Below are 20,239 nucleotides of genomic sequence, written 5' to 3' on the forward strand. Positions count from 1 at the left end.
GTCAGCATTTCAAGGTCGCGGTCGATTCCCAGAAAAAGCCGAAGGGCAGTGTCCGAAAGAAGTCCGGAACCGGCCCAAAACGTGATGAGAGGAAAATCGGGGGCCAGAAACGGCGAATCCCTCTCTAGGAGGGATTCTCAGCCGTCGATTGCATGCGTTCGACGGGACAGGTCGTTCTTGCGTCGCGCTGGGCGAACTGCTTTCGCAGTAACGGGGTGCGATCCTTTCGGATCCCTGTAACCACCCTAGGGTACACGACTAAGTCGCAAGTTAATTATGCAAGGATCTACAAGCGTCCAAAAGGCCCATTGATCATTTTTGTTCATCCTGCTTCACGCTGAATAATGGCCCTTGCCTTGCTCAAAGATCGCAGCCACGGACTTCAACTCATTGGCCAGGATCACTGGCCTAGTCGGCTCACACAGCGCCTCAACCTGACAGGCCGCACGCTTAGCATACGATTTTATCCAAATTCTGTTGGCTCCTCCTATCGCGAGCTTCGCTACGGCAAGCCAGCCCATAGAGCATCACGACGAACATTTCCCCTGTCGAATTCCTCTACCTGAGTCGTAATGCATCCAAGGCTAGATGTTAAAATCATGTTAAAAGCATGTTAGGCAGCTCGAACGCTTCTAGAGCCCACGTTCTGCGGGCCTTCCAGATATCGCCCCGCGCAGATACCCCGATGATGAGCGCAGATACCCCGAAGGAGCGCGCAGATACCCCGAAGCACTCTGCGCAGATACCCCGATACCTGTGGATAAATCTCAGGATCGCCGTTTACTTCTCGCGTGGGCGATTCTTGTCCAACTTACGACTTCATCCTTGATACCCCAGCGCTCGATAATTCCAACTCCTTCCAACTCGTGTAGAGCTGGCGGCAAAGCCCTGGTCTTGAAGTCTCGGGCACGCCCACGGGAACCACTCCACCTACGAAGCGACTCCCAAGCGACCTTGTGTACCCCGATAGAATGCCCTGAAATATAGTTTTGCAGATATTTGGCAAGTGGACTCTTAAGACGCAACCGGATCTCCATATCAATAAATGCAAGATAACTATTTGCAAAGAGTGAAACAACCATAGGATCAATTATTATCCAATAATTATTTTCCTGCCCCCATTTTAACTTATCAATCAATCGAAATGTCTCTCCACTACTATTAGCATCAACAAAAATAGTGGCGCTCGCCAATCGCTCAATTGACTCATGCAGGCGACAATAACTCTCTGCAGATAGATCACTGCCTCTACCTATAGCCCGCAAAAAAGCAGCTCGCTCAAAATACACCGGCTCACCTATTGACAGTCCTTGAGCCAATTGAACCGCATGAAGAAAAACATCATTATCATACATATCGAGTTCTTCTCCTGACATTCGCACTCGATAATCTGATCGACCTTCAAGCACCTCGCTTCTTAATATTCGGCGCTCTCCTTTCTTTATATTGGAAAATAATCCGGTCCTAGTCCATTGCGTCGGCATTGCGGATGCTAGCGAAGGAAATAAAGGAAACTGCTCTTGAATGCATACTTCCTCAACACACGCCCTCGTAAGCTCGCCCTGCAACTGTGCTTTAAAGCTGTCACGCTCGCATGCCTCACGAAGGCGTCGGTCCAGAATTACTTGGATCTTTGAAATGTTATTTTGAGTTACCTTTTCCTGCGATTGGGACTCATGCATATCGAGCCCCTACAACAGAATTTCGAACAAATTGTTCTGACTTGCGAGGACGCCCAGGTTTTCGTTTAACCATAGGGTCTACGAGCTCAATCGTATCGAGTTGAACAACATGCCGTTGCAGCCAGCACTCAACATCCTCTTGTCGCCAGAGAAGTCGCTTTGCACCGGGAATTCGGCAAACAGGTGGTAATCGAGAAGGATTTTTCGAGTGCTGGTTTTTGATAGTGCCGGCGGTGCGGCCTAAGATTTGAGCCAAGTCATCAACGGTAAGAAGCTTTGCGAGAGACACAATGACATCCTCCCCCAATCCGGTTACGCCGGATCGGGATTGGATGGGTCCGCGGCAGCGCTGATAATTGACCGTTTGAGGCTGCTGGCTCAGCACATCAAGCGGGATCTATTCATGCGCAGGGTTGTGCCCTCAGCTTCTTCTCGCTCTCCTCAGCACCTCACCGTTTGGAATCCGACCCCATCAAAGTCGGCGGCTGGTGACATCAGGCGATTGCCCTCAGGCATCCTTTCTTCCACGCTGGCTACTTCCGCTTTTCGCCTGCGTGATACTGGACCAAGGCACCCTGCGACTCATCATCAATGCCTCGCAGCGCCAACTGCTAGGCATCTAGAGACCAGGGCCATTTTCGGACCTTGCCAGTACGATTGCCCCCAGCTTAATCATCATCAGTAATCAACTCAACCACCCTGGCACATTTTTGTCACACTCAGGTTGTGACTAAGGATGATTGCGGATGATCGTCGATGATCACGAAAGCGCTTACAACCCTTATACCAATGGGTCTCATGCCGTGAAAGCCCGTAGGGAGAGGTTCACAGTAAAGCTATATTTTGCAGTTGCACTGCAACGGGCCGACGGGGAAGGTTTCGCGGATAAGGGTCGGCTTTGCGGTGTCCATGAACGGTCCTCTCGTGCAAACGGCATAGGGTTTCCGGGCGACTGTCGCCAGAATGATTGCACTATTAAACCAGACTCGAGCGGCTTCGCACCTCAACGCAAGCAAGCTCGCCAGCGGACTCAGGCTTTAACCAATCAACCGCAGCTCCTGCGCCCGCGCGACCGCCTGGGTGCGCCGCTCCACGCCGAGCTTGCTGTTGATATGGCTGGCGTGGGTCTTGACCGTGTGCAGGGAGATGAAGAGTCGGTTACTGATCTCCTGGTTCGAACAGCCCTGGGCGATCAGTTGCAGCACCGCCAGCTCGCGGGCGCTCAGGGTTTCATGGTTGGGCGCCGGCTCGCTGGCAGCAACGGCCGGCAGCAGCGCCAACAGGCTCTGGTTCAATAAACCATGGGGGTCTTGGCCGAGTTGATCGCGCATCCAGTCGGGATACCCTTCAAGCAGGCGCTGGAAGGGTTGCAGCGCGCCGCCGGCTCCGGCTTCCAGGGCGCGAACCAACACCTCGCGCGCCTTGGCCTCCTGGCCGCTCTCCAGCAGCAACTGCGCCCGCTGGGTCAGCGCCATCAGGGCAATCATCTGGCGCCCGCTGCCATGAGCGTGTTGCGCCAGGTCTTCGAGGCGCTGCAGGGCCGCCGCCGGTTGATGCCGGATCGCGTCCAACGCGGCTTGCTGCAGCTCGATATGCTGCGGCAGGTGCGGGTGAAACTCCGGGGCCGCCGCCGCGTGTGCGCCGTTGTAGGTTTGCCCCAGGCGGGTCAGCCAGGCGTCGGCCAGGTCGGTACGCCCCTGGGCCAACCAGAGTTCGCATTTGATCAGGGTGATCATTGCCAGGTAGTAAATCGGCGGCACATCCCAGATGTGCATCAGGCGTTCGGCCTCGGCCAGTTCGGCGAAGGCTTTGGCGAAGTCGCCGCGGCGACCTTCGAAGTTGGCAATCACGCAATGCCCGATCAGCACGCTGATATCCCGGCAGGCGCGGGCTTCAGCCAGGCCGGCGCGCAGGCGGACCAGGCCGGCTTCGGGCTGACAACGCGCGAGCAGCAGGTAGCCTTCGTAAAGCGCTAATCGGGCGCGCACGGCGTACAACCGTTGGGGCGAAAGGTCGTGCAAGCGTTGCAGGCCCTGACGCACTTCATCCAGCGAGCGCAGGATTTCACCCCGCGCCTGCAAGACCCGCGCGCGGTCGTAATGGGCCAGGGCCTCGAACAGGGGGTTGCCGACACGCTGCGCCAATTCGAGGGATTCGCGGTTCAAGCCACGGGCGCGCCACAGGTCGGCATCGACGATCGCCAGGTTGGAGAGGGTCGACAGGCACATCAGGCGCTGACCATAACGGCGCTGCGGCAGGCTTTCCAAGGCTTCGCTGCAATAGCGCTGGGTCAGCTCGCGGTCGCCTCGGCCCCGGGCGATGATCCCGCTCAGCGCCAGCCATTGCGCCAGCATCGACTTCTGCGCAGTGGCCGATGGTGCCGGCAGGAAGCGACTGAGGTATCCCGACAGTTCTTCCGCCGCATCCAACTGACAGGCCAGGCCCAAGGCCCAGCTGTACAGCACGATCAACCGGGGCGTGCTGATCAGCAGGCTGTCGGGCAAATCCATTTTCCAGCGTAGGAGCATGCCGACGTTCTGCTCGGCCAGCAGTTGCTCCTCGGAGAGGTTCTGCACCAGGTTCGCCGCCACATCCAGATGACCGGCGCGCAACGCCTGCTCGACCGCTTCATCGATCAGCCCCTGGGCGTTGAACCAGCGACAGGCGCGCAGGTGCAGGCTGGCGGGCGGCAGCACGGCGCTGCTCGCGCGCCGGGTGCGCAGCAGGTCGGAAAACAAATGGTGATAACGGAACCAGTGCCCCTGCTCGTCCAGCGGCACCAGAAATACCTGGTGAGCCTGCAAGTAACGCAGGATTTCCGCGCTGTCGTGGGCATCGCGTATGGCGTCGCACAGTTCACTGCAAAAGCGTTCCTGCGAGGCGGTTTCATAGAGGAACGCCTGGACTTCCGCCGGCAAGCAATCAATCACTTCTTCCAGCAAATAGTCGCGTATCAAGCCTTCGCCGCCGTGCAGGCTTTGCGGCAAGGCGCCTTCATTCCCCGCTTCGGAGGCCGCCAACAGCCAGAAACGCAAACCGGCGACCCAGCCTTCACTGCGGCGGATCAAGTTATCCAGCGCCTCGCCGCGCAGCGAACTGCTGTGGCGATCCAACACCGCCAGGGATTCGGCGTGGGTCAGGCGCAGGTCTTGCTCATGCAGCTCCAGCAGGTGCCGAGACAGGCGCAAGCGCGCCAGGTGCCAGTCGGGGCGCTGGCGACTGGTAACCAGCACCAGCAGGCCATCGGGCAAATGATTGAGGAAAAACTGCAGGCAGCGGTCAAGCACCGGGCCCTGGGCCAAATGGTAGTCATCCAGCACCAGCAACAAAGGCGCACGCGTGGACAACTGCAGCGCCAGCTCATCGAGCAAGCCATCGAGCCATTCTTCGAAGGCAAACGGTTGATGACGCTGACGCATTTTCAGCAGGCCCAGGGATTGCGCACCCAGTTGCGGGAAGTATTGCTGCAAGCCGTCAAGCAGGCGCTCGAGGAAACGCCCGGGGTCGTTATCCCGTGGGCTCAGGCCCAGCCAAAGGCTTTGCCAATGGGCGGGCAGACTCTGGCAGAACTCAACCGCCAGCGAACTCTTGCCGAACCCCGCCGGCGCGCAGACCAGCAGCAATCGCCCTTCCAAGCCAGCGCTCAGCCGTTCGCACAGGCGCGGTCGCAGCACGTAGCCGTCAGGCAGCGGAGGTCTGTAGAAGCGACCTTCCAGGGTCGGAATCACCGCGCTGGCAGGCCCCTGGATTCGGGACAGATCAGTCATCGCCGGGCTCTTGTAGAAGGCTGTTGTCGGCATTGCAGATGTCCGCAGACTAGCGGTAAAAGCGACGGTTTTGTAGATCTTTGCAACATTTGCCTGAAAAAGAACTGCGACAAGAAATGTGAGAGGGGGCTTGCTCCCGATTGCGCTGGGGCAGCCAATAGAATTCTTGGCTGTCAGACCGCTATCGGGGGCAAGCCCCCTCCCACATTTGGCTACGCGTGCAGCTTAGCGAACACCGTCCTGGCGCAGGGCCGCTGGGGTGAAGTCGCTGGTGGTGGCGGTGAAGCCGAAGTCATACGCCTGTTTCTCTTCGTTCTTCATGCCCAGGGCCAGGTAGCGGCCGGACTGCAGGTCGTAGAGGGTTTCCAGGGCGTACCACGGCACTTGTTTGTCGTAGTAGTTCTCGGCATGGGCTTCGGCGACGCGCCACAGTTGGCCGCGACCGTCGTAGTGGTCGATCACGGCCGCTTGCCAGGTGTCTTCGTCGATGAAGAAGTCACGCTTGGCGTAGATGTGGCGCTGGCCTTCCTTCAGGGTCGCGACCACATGCCACACGCGGCGCAGCTCGTAGCGTGCGAGGTCCTGGTTGATGTGGCCGGCCTTGATGATGTCGACATACTTGAGTTTCGGATCGTCGATCTTGTAGCTGTTGGAGGCGATGTAGATTTCTTTCTTGCCTTCCAGTTTCCAGTCGTAGCGGTCCGGCGCACCGTTGTACATGTCGAGGTTGTCGGAGGTACGCAGGCCGTCGGCGGCGGTACCCGGCCCGTCATAAGACACTTGCGGCGCCCGACGTACACGGCGCTGGCCGGCGTTGTAGACCCACGCCGAGCGCGGTTCCTTCACCTGGTCGAGGGTTTCGTGGACCAGCAGCACACCACCGGCCAGACGTGCCGGCGCGGTCACTTGCTGCTTGAAGTAGAACAGCACGTTGCCGGGGTTTTTCGGGTCGAAGTCCTTCATTTTGTCGCGGAACACGAACTGGTCTTTGAAATACACCAGGCTGAACGAACCGTTGGTCTGCGGCGTGGCCTGGGTCACCAGGCGGGTCACGCTGCCGCCGCGATAGCGGGTGATGTGGTTCCAGATGACTTCAACGCCACTTTTCGGAATCGGGAACGGCACGGCGGTTTCGAAGTTTTCCAGGCCGTTGCCGCCGGACACCAGGTTGGTGGTGGTGGCGTTCTTCTTGATCGAGGCGAACACCTCGGCCGGTACGGTGGCGCCGCGATGGGTCGGGTAGACCGGCATCTTGAAGGTGTCCGGGTAGCGCTTGAACATCGCGTACTGCCCCGGCGCCAGCTTGTCTTTGTATTGCTCGACGTTTTGCGCGGTGATGGTGAATTGCGGTTGTTCGCTGGCATAAGGGTTGGCCAGGAAACCACGGGCGTCGACGGCGCCGGCATTCGTCGGCAACGGCGACCATTTAGGAATGGTGCCAGCGGCGTTACCGGCCATTTCGGCGCCCATCGGGGTCAGGGTCGTGCCCAGCTTGGCGGCCTCATCCGCCGACACCGCCGCCATGACGTTACTCGCCAGGATCGACAGCCCAAGCACACCGACGTGCAACAGACTTTTAGTTATTTTCATGTTCTGGTTCTTCCTGAAATGCAGTGTGCTTAGAAGTTGGCGCCGACGCTGAGGGCGATGAAATCACGGTCGTCCACAGTGGAATACTTACCGCCGAAGAAGTTGGTGTAGGCCAAGCTCGCGGTGTAGGTATTCTGGTATTCAGCATCCAGGCCGAGACTGACAGCCTTGCGACCTTCTTCGAAGTTGCCGCCAGGGCCTGGCGAATAACCGCTGACGTCATGGGACCAGGCCACGTTGGGCTTGAGGTTCACACCCGCGAACACATCCGGGTATTCCCAGATTGCCCGGCCGCGATAGCCCCAGGAGTTGGCGGTGGTAAAGCCGTCATTGTTGCAGTTGGCCGTCAGGTTACTGCGGTCTGTACCTGCGCCCGCACCGGCAATGGTTCCCGCGTTGAGCGTCGCGCACAGTGGGCCTTCCCCAGGACCAAATACCGGATCACGCCCGTAGCGCGCTTTCGAGCTGCTTTCCAGGCCGCCGACGTGGGTCAGCCCCACTTCGCCCACCAGTGTCAGCCGGCTGGCGCCCATGACCTGATCAAAGAAGTGCGTAAAGGTGGTCTGGAGCTGGGTGATTTCCTTGCGGCGGTAGCCATTCAGATCCTGACCGGCGGCGCCCTTGAGCGGGGAAGCACCGTTCAAGCCTATCAACGGCGTAACGCCCGCGTACAAGATGTCGGTGGTGTTGAGCTGAACCGGCGCGTTCGGCCGGTAGCTGATCTCGCCGCTCCACGCTGTGCCGGTAGGCAAGGTCGTCGAGAAGCTCAAACCGTACAAGCGAATGTCTTCTGGATATTCGACGAAGTAGCTGGAGTTACCGGCCACGATGAGTGGACGCAGACTACTGGCTGGCGTGAACGTCAATGCGTTAGCCGCGGCGTAAGTCGCAGCCGATGCGCCCTTGGCGCTGAAAATCGGCGCACGGCTGTGGTAGTTCATGAAATAAGCGCCGAACTCCGTGTCCAGCGGCTCGAAGTTGTAGTGCATGGCTACACCGAACTGCCCGCCATCACGCGCGTCGCGATCAGAGCCGCGCTTGACCAGTACACCTTCTTCGTTGATGTTGACGCCAAACTGATTCATCAGCGGCAAACCACCGCCTGCGGTTATCACAGAGCGCTTGCTGAGCAACCGCAGGTTGTCATTGCAGCCGCCTGTAATGACGTCCGCCTGGGAGAAAAATGTCCCGCAGTTATCGGTGACGGTCTTCTCCCAATCCAACTGATAGAAGCCTTCCGCCGACAGGTTTTCGGTCAGTGTCTGCGACACATAGAACATGTTGACCGGAATCAGGCCTTCCTTGATCTCGGCACCCGGGCGACGGAACGCCGCTACGTCAATCGGGTTGATGGAGTTGATGCCGCCGCCGATGAAGGTACTTTCGCCCCAACTTACAACCTGCTTACCGAAACGCGCGGAACCGGGCTCATCGGCAATCGAGTAGTTGTGATAAATGAAGGCGTCGAGAATTTCCCCGCCGGAAGACCGGGCGCCCATAGGACGGCCTTTGTCACTGATGTCCTTGAACTCACGATTTTCGTCCTTGAGTTCAAAGTCATACCAATATTTGCCGCGTACAAACACACCGGTGTCGCCGTATTTCAGTTCCAGGTCATGGATGCCCTTGAAGATTTTCGAGAACGTCTCGCCGCGCTTGAAGTTCAAATGGCCGTCATCGGAGGTCTGGGACAAGCCCTTGCCGCCATTGTTGACACCGATCAGATCGCGGTTGGCCTTGGCTGTCGACCAACTCGCCCCCACGGAAAGAGAGGAGTCAAAATTCCCTTCGATTTCACCGATATTGAAACTGACGCCGAATGCCGGCCCGGCGAGCGTAGAAGCGAGACTGACGGCCAGGGGCAATCTTGCCCGGCGCCAGAACTGATTTACTGAGGTCATCGACGCTACTCCATGTGCATTATTGTTATGGCAGTGAGTTCTTTCGGTGATGCATGTAACGGCCGGAATACAACGATTCCAATGCCGCCCGGCAACCGAGCCCCCATGGCTCGAAGCGCAACATCCTTGAAAAACTCTGAGAGGGACTATAGCCAGCAGGGGGTACCGCTTGATCCCTCTAAAGTGTGATTTGCATCACCGACCCGTCTGCCACAGCCCTTTTGCCACGTCGACGAAGGCCGACGCGGCAAGGATGGCTGAAAATCGGCAAATCACAAGTAAAGCCGCGAGATAGAGCATTGCCGTGCCCGAACGGGCACGGCGAAAGGTATCAAAGGGTAGAGAGGAACGTACTGTTGTTGGCCTGCCACTCAATGATGTCGACGCGGATACGTTTTTTGTCGAGCTTGCCGACACTGGTCTTGGGAATTTCAGTAACAATGGCGATCTGGTTTGGAATCGCCCACTTGCTCAAGTGGCCCAACTCCACGAACGGCTTGAGGTGCTCCTTGAGTTCACGGGCGCCTATCACATGGCCATCACGCACCACCAGCAACGCAAACGGGCGCTCGCCCCACTGCGGATCGGCGATGCCCACCACCGCTACTTCGCGTACCGCCGGGTGGCGGCTGACCAGGTCTTCCAGAGCCAGGGACGAGATCCACTCGCCGCCGGTCTTGATCACGTCCTTGATGCGGTCGCGGATATCGATCACCCCAAACGCGTCGAGGGTCGCCACGTCGCCGGTGTGCATCCAGCCGCCTTCCCACAGCTCGGCGCCCTTTTGCGGCTCGTTGTAGTAACCCTCGGTCAGCCACGGCGCGCGTAGCACCAGTTCGCCCTGGGACTCGCCATCGGCGGGCAGGAAATGCCCGTCGCTGTCGATGATCGCCGCTTCCACCAACGGCCCGGGCACACCGGCCTTGATGCGGTAAGTGGTGCGCTCGTCCTCGGTGCCGGCCATCAGCTCATCGTTGAGATGAGCGCAGGACACCAACGGCCCGGTCTCGGACATGCCATACGCGGCGGTCAGTTGAATCCCACGCGCCTTGGCCGCTTCATACAGCGTGCGATTGAGGGCGCTGCCGCCGATGACGATTTTCCAGCCGCCAAAGTCCACGCCCTGGGCGGCCTTGGCGTTGAGCACCATTTGCAGGATGGTCGGCACACAGTGGGAAAAGGTGACCTTTTCCTTGTGCCACAGCTCCACCAGGTATTCCGGATCGTAACGCCCAGGGTAGACCTGTTTCAGGCCCAGCATGGTGGCCACATACGGCAGGCCCCAGGCATGCACGTGGAACATCGGCGTGATCGGCATGTACACGTCGTTGGTGCCCAGCAAGCGCACGCTGTCGACACTGCCCATGATGGTCGCCACGCCGATGGTGTGCAGCACCAATTGGCGATGGGTGAAGTACACACCCTTGGGGTTGCCGGTGGTGCCGGTGGTATAGAAGGTGGTGGCGACGGAATTTTCGTCGAAATCCTCGAAATCGTATTTCGGGCTGGCGGCGGCCAGCAGGGTTTCGTACTCCCCCACCAGGTTCGGCAGCTCAGCGGTTTTCTCGGCCGCATCGGTCAGCAACAAGGTTTTGTCGACGGTGGTGAGCTGCCCGGCAATCGCCTGGTAGAGCCCCACGAACTCGCTGTTGACCAGCACAAAGCGGTCCTCGGCGTGGTTCATGGTGTAGAGAATCTGTTCCGGCGACAGGCGCACGTTGATGGTATGAATCACCGCGCCGATCATCGGGATGGCGAACATGCATTCCAGGTAACGGTGGCTGTCCCAGTCCATCACGGCAACGGTATCACCAGCCTTGACCCCGGCTTCGGTGAGCACATTGGCCAGGCGCGCGACCCGCTCGATCAGGGTCGGATAGGTGTAGCGCAGCTTGTCGCGGTAGATGATTTCCCGGGTCTTCTCATAACGGGCCCCGGACATGAGCAGGCGTTTGATCAACAGCGGATATTGGTACGCACCTTCGGCGGGCGGGATAACACGGGTCTGCAACATACGAATCCCTTTTTATGACTGCACGGTCTCGGCTTGAAGACCTGCACTGTAGAGACGTTAGGTGCCGACCAAATCAGCCAAAGGAATGATTTGCAGCCTGCTGCGAATGATAGCTTTGCGCCAACATCCTCTTCGGGACATGAGCAAATTAGATCAGGAAGCACCCTTCGCTGAAAGGCGAACCTTCCGACATTCGCCACGGATAGCAACTCTTTACGCTTTGGACTTTCGTCGCATCCATCGCTAAAGGACCGCTATGCACAACGATCCCATGCACCGCACGGACACACTCAACCCGAACAAGGATTTCATCGGCGGCAAACAGAAACAGCATTGGATAGAGTTCCAATTGCTGGATGAGCAGGGCGAGCCCCTAGCGAACCTGCCTTACCGTGCGGTGAATGAGGCCACTCGTGAGCGTGTTGTGCCGGAGTTTCTTGGCCGCAGCGATGCCGAGGGGGTGATTCGCGTTGAGGGCTTGCATCCGCTGCCTATCACGTTGTTGATGGAGGCCAACCCTTTGGCCGATCAACTGCAAACGCGTCGTTTGCGTGCTGAGCGCGCAGAGCCGCCTCGACCGATTATCGGGGATCGTACACCGCTGTATGGCCCGCAACGCTCAGGCTTTTCGCCGATTGAGAAGCAGGCGCTGGCTGCGGGGCGCTGTTACCACTATCTGCGAATCGGTCAATTATGTGACCAACAACCAACATTCCAGCCCCCCTTGAATGATTCGAATAAGCTACCGCCGTTTCATTTCCCGGAACGAAAGTTCAACGGCTTCACCGTCAGTGGCGATGAACTGGACCGTCGTCATGTGCTGGAAGTCTGCCCATTTCGCGCCTGGTCTCTGATGTTGCATCACCAGTCTGGGTACAGCCTGGTCAATGCCTACAACCTGGGGTTGATGAGTATTTTGGCGTATAGCACGCGGGATGAACGCGAACTGGGTTCCGTCAACGAGTTTTTCGAGCAGCAATGCCTGGATTTGTCACGTACACCTCGGGTTTGGGATAACGGCCAGGCATGGCCATGTGTGGTGGTTGATGTGCCTTTTAGTGATCGTTATTTGACGATCAAAGCCTTGGATACCGCTAAGGCAGACGTGCCGGAAGGTCATACCCAGCTGCTTTACGCTATCAGTGCATCCCAGGCGTTGGTGGCGTGGCGCGGCACTGAGATGGAAGGGCTTGCTGACCTCATCACCGATGCGACCTTTCGTCCTGTGAAACCGGAGATCGCTGCGGTTTGCGAGCCTAAGGTTCCTTGCCCTGACCTTACTGCTGTGGGCAGTGTGCACCTTGGCTTTCGCGATGCCTTTGAGGTGGCGAGAAGAGTTTTTGATACTGATTTTGGCAAGACGATTCTTGGTGGTGCTCGCGATAAAAAATTGTTCATCTGCGGCCATAGCCTGGGCGGCGCGCTTGGCCTCATCCACGCGGCCTCGCTGAAAAACCATAACCCTCTGCTCTACACCTACGGCATGCCCCGCACCTTCACCCTCCACGCCATACAGTTTTTGGGCTACCTATGGCACTTTCGCCATGTCAATGACATGGACGCCATTCCTCGCGTGCCCCCCGAGGCCGCGCTGGACAATTACCTATATGACGCCTATGGCCCTGTCGGCCTGCTCGCTGGGTTTAGTTGGTCGCTACGTCAAGCCGTCTCCAGCGCAGTATTCAAACATGAAGACCCGTTCAGCCATCACGGTGAGATCGCCATGTTTTTCCGGGCCAAGCAACACCAGCAACAGGAGATCACACCATACCCCGCTTACCGCAAACCCGATGGCACGCCCTATCGCAGCACTATCGCCTACGAACTGCCGGAAAAAGCCAAGCTGTATTTGGTCCCCAGTCTGAGCGAGGACGGTGACCAGCAAGTCGAGCAGGCCACGCAGTGCCTGAACACATCGCTGAACGCCGAAAGCCGGGCCCGGTTCTTCCCTCGCTACAGCAACCCGGCGACGGGTCGAATGCCGCGTATTGGCGATCACTTCATGTCGCAATACCAACCCTATATCCATAACCAATTGCTGGAATCGATTGATGCAGAGCGCGATCCGTTGCTGGAGCGACAGGTCCAACGGCGCAAGTTCGAACAACAGCTAAAGGATTACTACGGGAGCATTCACGAGGACGAACTGACCCGCAATCGCGTGTTCCTCGACTTACAGCGCCTGGTAGACCAAGCCCTGCATATCACCCAGCGAGTAGCAGGTGGCACCGAGGCGCTGCAGCGTTTTAACGCCATTGCCGACCCAAAAGCTTATTACGAGAAGACCAATGGTTAAGCCGATCAACACGCGAAAGAACAAAATCCGGTTTCTCCGCCTGCTCACTGTTGTGTGCGCGATGTTTTTTAGCCTCAGTGGATGCCGTCAGGATTACAGTCTGGCGCCGCCTGCCAACAGCGAAAAAATAACCGTCACCGTGAAACTGCCCAAGGAGCTAAAAACCGAAACCATGTGGGTGATGTACCGCTCGCCCATTTGTAAGCGTGTCGACTACGGCGCCAGCGGCCAGCGCACTGAACGGGATGGTCATCACTCGGTTTACAAGGAACTGGAGCGCCAGGGGCAGAGTGATCTCTACCAAGTCGAACTGCCGAAAGATGGCGGTGGCGCATGCCGCTGGCATTTGGCGAATGTGACCTTTGGCGTGGCTTATGCCGATCCGACGCGTTTTGGCGAGAATGTGACTTCAGGGGGAGGGGGCGGCGTGGTTGTGATATTTGACTACAACGACTCGCCACGGGGAGGAGCTGATATCAAGGTTGAAGGCGATCTGACGATCAAGAAGGATTACTACCCTTGGGTCGATGAAGAGTTTTTGGGGCCTTACAAAAAAACTGTGGGCTTGGCCGGCGAGGGCAGCATTTACCTCAGTTACCAAGCATTACAGGCGCGGCAGGTATATTTCGAACCAGTCATACATTCCGATTTCATAGTTTATTCGGCGGGGCCAAAGGAAAAAAAGGAGGGAAACCACACCGCTTTCACCTATCCCGACGGCAATGTCGTGGCAGATGGTCAATCGACGCCAGACTTCTGGAAACTACAAAGCCTGCGCACAGGACGCGCCCCCGAGTGTTTTTCACGCTGGCGTTATGCCGATTGTCGGGACCCCCGCCCGCAGCTGTTACCCGACTGGCTCCCAGAACCGGATAAGCCCGGGTTTGGGCGCTACCTCATTGTGGACGAATGGGGGAAAAGACTGCCTTCGTATAGCTATAGGCTGGTCGGTAACAACGGTCAAATATTCGAGGAGAAGACAGATGTCGAGGGGCTTACCGACCCCTTACCGGAGAGCGCCCATCCAGTACGTGAAGTCGACTTCCCCAACAGGAGATGGTGATGCCGCCTATACAAAAATTGGCTTTCGAACCCGCTGGTTCCGCCAAGGACAAAACCATATTCCATCTTGGTGCCGGTCGTAAGAGAGTTCGACTCATTTCATGCTGGTGAACGCCAGTTTTACGCCGATGGCAATCAACACCGCCCCCATCGTCCGATCGAACCAATGCCCCATCCGCGCAAACCCTGCACGCACCCGCTGCTGGCTGAACAACATCGCCACCAGGCAGAACCACGCCGCCGTCGCTACCGCCAGGTACACGCCATAACCCGCCTGCACCGCCAGCGGTGTGTGCGGGTTGATCACCACGGTAAACAGCGACAGGAAGAACAACGTGGCCTTGGGGTTCAAACCGTTAGTCACAAAGCCTGCGGTAAACGCCCCGCGTGGGGTGCGTTCGCCGACTTCGCGGTGCAGCTCGCCCTCGGCGGCTGGCTTGGCCGGCTGGGCGCGCAGGGCCTTGAAGCCGATGTACAGCAGGTAGGCCGCCGCCGCCCATTTCAGTGCGTTGAACAGCACGATGGACTGGGACACGATCAAGCCGATGCCGAGCAACGAGTACCCCACGTGCAGGAAAATCGCCGAGCCCACGCCCAATGCGGTCCAGGTCCCGGCGCGGCGGCCGTGGGTGACACTTTCGCGCACCACCACCGCGAAATCCGGACCGGGGCTGGCCACTGCCAGCAGGTGAATCAAGGCCACGGTCAAAAACTCGGCGACGTACATACTCACTCCATTAAGTAACGGATTATTTCATCTGATAGGCTCGGCAGATTACGCCTTCGAACCCTGTCACAAAAGGTACAGTTGATGACGAACAATCGCCGCGCCGTCTTCCTCGATCACCCATCCCTCGACCTGGGGGATCTCGATCTCAGTGAGCTGCACAACTGTTTCAGCGAGCTGCAGCTGTTTGAGCAGACCACCCCGCAGAATGTGGTCGAACGCCTGCAAGGCGCCCAGGTCGCTATCAGCAACAAGATTGCGCTCAACAGCGAAACCCTGGCCGCCTGCCCCGAACTCAAACTGATCCTGGTGTCGGCCACCGGCACCAATAACGTCGACCTTGAAGCCGCCCGCGCCCATGGTGTCACCGTCAGTAACTGTCAGGGCTACGGCACGCCGTCGGTGGCGCAGCATACGATCATGCTGCTGCTCAACCTGGCGACGCGGCTGAAGGACTATCAACGGGATGTCAGCGCGGGCAAATGGCAAGCCGCCAAGCAGTTCTGCCTGCTGGACCACCCGATCGTCGAGCTGGAGGGCAAAACCCTCGGTTTGCTCGGGCATGGCGAACTGGGCAGCGCCGTCGCACGGCTGGCCGAGGCCTTCGGTATGCGCGTCATACTCGGCGCCATTCCCGGGCGCCCTGCCCGCGCCGACCGCATGCCGCTGGATGAACTGCTCGCGCAGGTCGACGCGCTGACGCTGCACTGCCCGCTCAACGAACACACCCGCGACTTGATCGGCGCCCGCGAGCTGGCGTTGCTCAAGCCCGGCGCGTTTATCGTCAACACCGCGCGCGGTGGCCTGATCAACGAACAGGCCCTGGCCGACGCCTTGCGCAATGGCCACCTGGGCGGCGCGGCGACCGATGTGCTGAGCGTCGAACCCCCGGTGCATGGCAACCCGTTGCTGGCCGATGATATCCCGCGCTTGATCGTCACGCCCCACAACGCCTGGGGCAGTCGCGAAGCGCGGCAGCGGATTGTCGGCCAACTGGCGGAAAACGCCCGCGGCTTTTTCAGCGGCGCCCCGCTGCGCGTCGTCAGTTGATAAACTGCGCCCCTTTTCAAGGAGCAGACCATGGATCCGCGCAGTGAAGTACTGCTTCGTCAGGCCGAACTTTTTCAAGGCAACCTGCTGCTGGTGGGGTTGCCTGCCGACGATTTGCTCGGCCGCCTGCCCAACGCCCACGGCTGGTGCTGGCATGCCGGTGACCAGGCTGCGCTCGACGCACGTTTCCCCGAGCGCAGCCAGTTCGGCGTGAATGTGCCGCAGCGCACGTTTGATGCGGCAGTGATCTTCCTGCCCAAGTCCAAGGACCTCACCGACTATCTGCTCAACGCCGTGGCCGCGCGCCTGCCCGGTGCCGAGCTGTTTCTGGTGGGGGAGAAAAAAGGCGGGATCGAAAGCGCCGCCAAACAGATGATCCCCTTCGGCAAGCCGCGCAAACTCGATAACGCACGGCACTGCCAGTTGTGGCAGGTCACCGTGGCCAACGCGCCGCAAGCGGTGGAGCTGGAGAGCCTGGCGCAGGTTTTCGAAGTGCCGCTGGCCGAAGGCCCGCTGAAAGTGGTGAGCCTGCCGGGCGTGTTCAGCCATGGTCGCCTGGATCGTGGCACCGAGTTGTTGCTGGAGCATTTGGACAAACTGCCCAGCGGCCACCTGCTGGACTTCGGTTGCGGCGCCGGTGTGTTGGGCGCGGCAGTCAAACGTCGCTACCCGCACAATACGGTGACAATGCTGGATGTGGACGCCTTCGCCACCGCCAGCAGCCGCCTGACCCTGGCGGCCAACGGTCTGGAAGCCGACGTGCTGACCGCAGACGGCATCGATGCCGCGCCGATGGGCTTGAACGCGATCCTGAGCAACCCGCCGTTCCATGTCGGGGTACACACCGATTACTTCGCCACGGAGAACTTGCTGCGAAAAGCCGCGAAACACCTGGCAAAAGGCGGCGAACTCCGACTGGTTGCCAACAGCTTCCTGAAGTACCAGCCGCTGATCGAAGAGCACTTGGGCGTGTGTGCGGTCAAGGCCGAAGGCAATGGTTTTCGCATCTATCGCGCCAAGCGCAGCTGATCGGCGTTTGCAAAAGAACACTTGCCGAATGGATTTTGCCTAGGCAGAATCCGCTCCGTCCTAGGGGAGTAGTCTCCCACGAGCGCCACGCTCGTCCGGCATACGTCAACATACTTGGTCAGCAGACCATGGCGTATGCGACCCAGGTGTCCGCTCAGACGGACCGGGGTTTGACAAGACCTATGACACGCACACCTTACCCGGGGCGGGAAGGCTGTACGTGTCATAGCCGTGTCGACCCGCCCCTGGAAACCTACCTGATGCTGGATTCACTGCTCGTCCCTACCGCAATCGTTGCCTTGGCCGAAATCGGCGACAAGACCCAACTGCTCGCGCTCATCCTTGCCGCACGCTTTCGCAAACCCTGGCCGATCATCGCCGGCATCATCGCCGCGACCCTGGCGAACCATGCCGCTGCGGGTGCCGTAGGTGCCTGGTTCGGCAGTTTCTTCTCGGATGCGGTGCTGCACTGGATTCTCGCCGCGAGTTTCTGCGCCACGGCGCTGTGGACCCTGGTGCCGGACAAACTCGACGATGACGAAGCCAGCACCACGCGCAAGTTCGGGCCGTTCCTGACCACCCTGATTGCGTTCTTCCTCGCCGAAATCGGCGACAAGACGCAGATCGCCACGGTAATGCTGGCGGCGCAATACCCTGAGCTGTGGCTGGTGGTTATCGGCACCACCCTGGGCATGTTGATTGCCAACGTACCGGTGGTTCTGGCGGGGAATTTTGCCGCGGAGAAATTGCCGTTGACCTTGATTCGTCGACTGGCGGCTACGGCGTTTTTTGTCCTGGCGATCGTGGCGGTGTACAAGGCCATGCAAAGCAGTGGTTGGATCTAAAGATCCAAGCCGCAAACCCAATCCAATGTGGGAGGGGCTTGCCCCCTTCCACATTGGGATCTTCATGAGGCTTGGATTATCAGGACTTCTTGGCCTGCTGATACAACGGCATCACCTTCGGAATCGCCGCCTGCAACGAGGCGATCCGACTGTCGGAGGCCGGGTGAGTGCTCATGAACTCCGGAGGCGCGCCTTCCGAAGCCTTGGCCATCTTGTTCCACAACGTGATGGCCGCGTTCGGGTTGTAACCGGCGCGGGCCGCCAGCTCCAGGCCGATCAGGTCCGCTTCGTTTTCATTGCTGCGGCTGTTGGGCAAGGTCATGCCGTAGTTGGCCACGGTATCGGCCAGCGCCATGCTGTCCTGGCCGAGACCAAGCAACGCGCCGGCGCCCTGCTTGGCCATCTCGATGCCGTAGGCCTTGGACATGGCTTCACGGCCATGTTCACGCAAGGCGTGGGCGATTTCATGGCCCATCACCGCCGCCAGCTCGTCATCGCTGAGCTTGAGGTTATCGATCAGCCCGCTGTACACGAAGATCTTGCCGCCCGGCCCGCAGTTGGCGTTCATCTCATCGCTCTTGATCAGGTTCACTTCCCACTTCCACTGCGCCGCATCCGGACGGAAGGTCGGCGCCTGGGCGATCAGGCGGTTGGCGATGGCCTGCACGCGCTTGGCGTTGGCGCTGGTCTTGTCCACCAGGCCTTTGCCGCTGGCTTCACCCAGGGTCTGCTGGTAGGACTGCGCATACATCTGGTCGACTTCCTGGCTCGACAGCATGCTGAACATGTACTGCTTGCGCTCCACCCCAACGGCACCGCCGCTGGTGGTGTTGACGGACTGACACCCGGCCAGCAGCACTGCTGCCGCCAATACACTTACGGCCAATGATTTCTTCATCAACACACTCTCCCTGAAAAGACGCCCTGAAAACATGGCGCGTATCCTAGGCGGTGATTTGTATCGACGCCAGATACATCAGACGTGCAGACGCTAAATTTCGGATACATCCCACAACGGTGGCGGATTTTCTGGCTCAAGCCGGAGTCAGGCACTCCGGCCCATTCAGCTTGGGATCGTTGACCATGTTGGCCAGCACCCGTTCACGCAAGGCGACCGGCTCGCTGGCCAACAGCCCCTGCAACACCGGCAGCGGCGTCTCGGGGTTCAGCCAGGCGTCCTGCCCCGCCGCATCCAGAATCAACGGCCGCCGCTGACTCTGCGCCGCCTGGGTCACCACCGCGGTGCTCAGCCACACGTGCTCCTGCACCGGATACGCTTCCCAGATGGCCGCAAAAAACAGCGTCGAACCTTCCCCTGGCGTCAACCAGTACGGCCGCTTGCGCTGGGTGCCGCGCCATTCGTAGAACCCGTTGGCCGGCAACAGGCAGCGACGCTGGCGAAACGCTTCGCGGAACATCGGTTGCTCAGCCAGGGTTTCGGCGCGGGCATGCGCCGGAGTACGGGAAAGGTCCGTCAGCCACGGCGGTGTCAGGCCCCAGCGGGCGCGGGCCAGGGTGCGCTGGCCGTCGGTGGCGCGCTGGATCAGCACCGAATCATTGGGAGAAATATTCCACTGGGCCTGCTGATCCGCCGGAAAGCCCGGCAAGGCAGCAAACGTGGGGTTCCAGCGAAACAGGGCATAACGTCCACACATGGGGCAACACGACTCTTGGGTAAACCGACCGACAGCCTAACAGACCAACACGTCGGGGAAGCTGTCGGGTTCATCGCCGGGCAACGGTTGCGCACCGTTATACGCGGTGATCAGCTCGCGCGCGCAGGCTGCCTGGTCGTTGTCCACCTCTAGCCCCAGCAGCCCGAAAATCGGCAACTCGCCGCTACCGCCGAGCAAGTGGCGCCCCACCAAATGCGCCTCGATCCCTTCGCTGGCGAGCATCTGCTGCAGCAGCTCGCCTTCCATCAGGTTTTCCGGTTCGTAGATTCGCTGCATGGGCGTACCTGTTATTCGTTTTCGCTGCGAGTTTCGAGCATCCACTCTTCACCATGGACCTGCAGGTTGAAAATGATCGGTCGGCAACATACCTGACAGTCTTCTATATAGGTCTGGTCGCCGCCGGATAAATCCACGGTCGTCTCCACCACTTCACCACAATAAGGACAATCGTACAGCGCAGTTTCCAGCATCGCAGTCTCCCAAGTGACTTGTGCGTATAATCGCCGGTCTATTTACAGGGTTATATTTCGGCCGAGCCCATTACTCGGGCCGCACCCTGGTATTCCCTCTACTTACCCTAGCCGTTTCTAACAAGAGAGC

At 59.1% G+C, this 20,239-nt stretch carries 15 protein-coding genes, 1 pseudogene and 1 riboswitch; of the genes and pseudogenes, 5 read left to right on the top strand and 11 right to left on the bottom strand.

Features of this window, described 5'->3' with window-relative positions; all coding sequences use genetic code 11:
* Window positions 1-767 precede the first annotated feature (767 nt).
* From trfA to C5F70_RS19765, 6 genes and pseudogenes are all read right to left on the bottom strand, one after another.
* Entirely contained in the window at window positions 768-1,682 is a 915-nt protein-coding gene (trfA, locus tag C5F70_RS19740) for a plasmid replication initiator TrfA (protein ID WP_104903931.1), read from the bottom strand.
* A gap of 839 nt (window positions 1,683-2,521) precedes the next feature.
* Window positions 2,522-2,593, bottom strand: a pseudogene (locus C5F70_RS31190) (MBL fold metallo-hydrolase); the annotation flags it as partial.
* 126 nt (window positions 2,594-2,719) lie between these two features.
* The gene (locus C5F70_RS19750; protein ID WP_104903932.1) at window positions 2,720-5,449 is read right to left on the bottom strand and encodes a LuxR C-terminal-related transcriptional regulator; all 2,730 of its coding nucleotides are present in this window, start codon (window positions 5,447-5,449) and stop codon (window positions 2,720-2,722) included.
* Window positions 5,450-5,674: 225 nt separating this feature from the next.
* Window positions 5,675-7,039 (bottom strand): DUF1329 domain-containing protein, encoded by a 1,365-nt coding sequence (locus C5F70_RS19755; protein ID WP_017845943.1) that lies wholly within the window; start codon window positions 7,037-7,039, stop codon window positions 5,675-5,677.
* Between the two features lie 29 nt (window positions 7,040-7,068).
* Window positions 7,069-8,940 (bottom strand): DUF1302 domain-containing protein, encoded by a 1,872-nt coding sequence (locus tag C5F70_RS19760; RefSeq protein ID WP_017845944.1) that lies wholly within the window; start codon window positions 8,938-8,940, stop codon window positions 7,069-7,071.
* Between the two features lie 331 nt (window positions 8,941-9,271).
* The gene (locus C5F70_RS19765) at window positions 9,272-10,954 is read right to left on the bottom strand and encodes a fatty acid--CoA ligase (protein ID WP_104903933.1); all 1,683 of its coding nucleotides are present in this window, start codon (window positions 10,952-10,954) and stop codon (window positions 9,272-9,274) included.
* Between the two features lie 256 nt (window positions 10,955-11,210).
* Between C5F70_RS19765 and C5F70_RS19770 the strand changes: the two genes are divergently transcribed.
* Window positions 11,211-13,250 carry a lipase family protein gene (locus C5F70_RS19770; RefSeq protein WP_104903934.1) on the top strand — a complete coding sequence of 680 codons (2,040 nt, stop codon included), beginning with the start codon at window positions 11,211-11,213 and terminating at the stop codon, window positions 13,248-13,250.
* Window positions 13,243-14,313, top strand: a complete 1,071-nt coding sequence (locus C5F70_RS19775; RefSeq protein WP_046384663.1) for a hypothetical protein — start codon at window positions 13,243-13,245, stop codon at window positions 14,311-14,313. Before C5F70_RS19770 ends, C5F70_RS19775 begins: the two co-directional genes overlap by 8 nt.
* A gap of 93 nt (window positions 14,314-14,406) precedes the next feature.
* Here the strand turns inward: C5F70_RS19775 and C5F70_RS19780 are convergent, their stop codons facing one another.
* A complete protein-coding gene (locus C5F70_RS19780) occupies window positions 14,407-15,039 on the bottom strand; it encodes a LysE family translocator (protein WP_017845948.1) in 633 nt (210 codons plus the stop codon).
* A gap of 84 nt (window positions 15,040-15,123) precedes the next feature.
* Between C5F70_RS19780 and C5F70_RS19785 the strand changes: the two genes are divergently transcribed.
* The 3 genes from C5F70_RS19785 (at window position 15,124) to C5F70_RS19795 (ending at window position 17,963) form a co-directional block, all read left to right on the top strand.
* Window positions 15,124-16,089, top strand: coding sequence for a 2-hydroxyacid dehydrogenase (locus C5F70_RS19785; RefSeq protein WP_017845949.1), 966 nt, complete (start codon window positions 15,124-15,126; stop codon window positions 16,087-16,089).
* Window positions 16,090-16,119: 30 nt separating this feature from the next.
* Complete coding sequence (locus tag C5F70_RS19790) at window positions 16,120-17,118, top strand: class I SAM-dependent methyltransferase (RefSeq protein WP_046484632.1); 999 nt, start codon at window positions 16,120-16,122, stop codon at window positions 17,116-17,118.
* Window positions 17,119-17,169: 51 nt separating this feature from the next.
* Window positions 17,170-17,289: riboswitch (yybP-ykoY riboswitch) on the top strand.
* An 89-nt stretch (window positions 17,290-17,378) separates the two neighbouring features.
* Window positions 17,379-17,963: a TMEM165/GDT1 family protein gene (locus C5F70_RS19795; protein ID WP_017845951.1), complete on the top strand. Its 585-nt coding sequence runs from the start codon at window positions 17,379-17,381 to the stop codon at window positions 17,961-17,963.
* Between the two features lie 79 nt (window positions 17,964-18,042).
* Here C5F70_RS19795 and C5F70_RS19800 read toward each other — a convergent pair whose 3' ends face one another.
* From C5F70_RS19800 to C5F70_RS19815, 4 genes are all read right to left on the bottom strand, one after another.
* The gene (locus C5F70_RS19800; protein ID WP_017845952.1) at window positions 18,043-18,861 is read right to left on the bottom strand and encodes a M48 family metallopeptidase; all 819 of its coding nucleotides are present in this window, start codon (window positions 18,859-18,861) and stop codon (window positions 18,043-18,045) included.
* A gap of 136 nt (window positions 18,862-18,997) precedes the next feature.
* A complete protein-coding gene (locus C5F70_RS19805) occupies window positions 18,998-19,618 on the bottom strand; it encodes an SOS response-associated peptidase (RefSeq protein WP_104903935.1) in 621 nt (206 codons plus the stop codon).
* Window positions 19,619-19,654: 36 nt separating this feature from the next.
* Window positions 19,655-19,915, bottom strand: coding sequence for a putative signal transducing protein (locus tag C5F70_RS19810; protein WP_017845954.1), 261 nt, complete (start codon window positions 19,913-19,915; stop codon window positions 19,655-19,657).
* 11 nt (window positions 19,916-19,926) lie between these two features.
* Window positions 19,927-20,109 (bottom strand): CPXCG motif-containing cysteine-rich protein, encoded by a 183-nt coding sequence (locus tag C5F70_RS19815; RefSeq protein WP_017845955.1) that lies wholly within the window; start codon window positions 20,107-20,109, stop codon window positions 19,927-19,929.
* Window positions 20,110-20,239 lie beyond the last annotated feature (130 nt).

This window comes from Pseudomonas sp. LH1G9 (assembly GCF_002949975.1).
GTDB lineage: Bacteria > Pseudomonadota > Gammaproteobacteria > Pseudomonadales > Pseudomonadaceae > Aquipseudomonas > Aquipseudomonas veronii.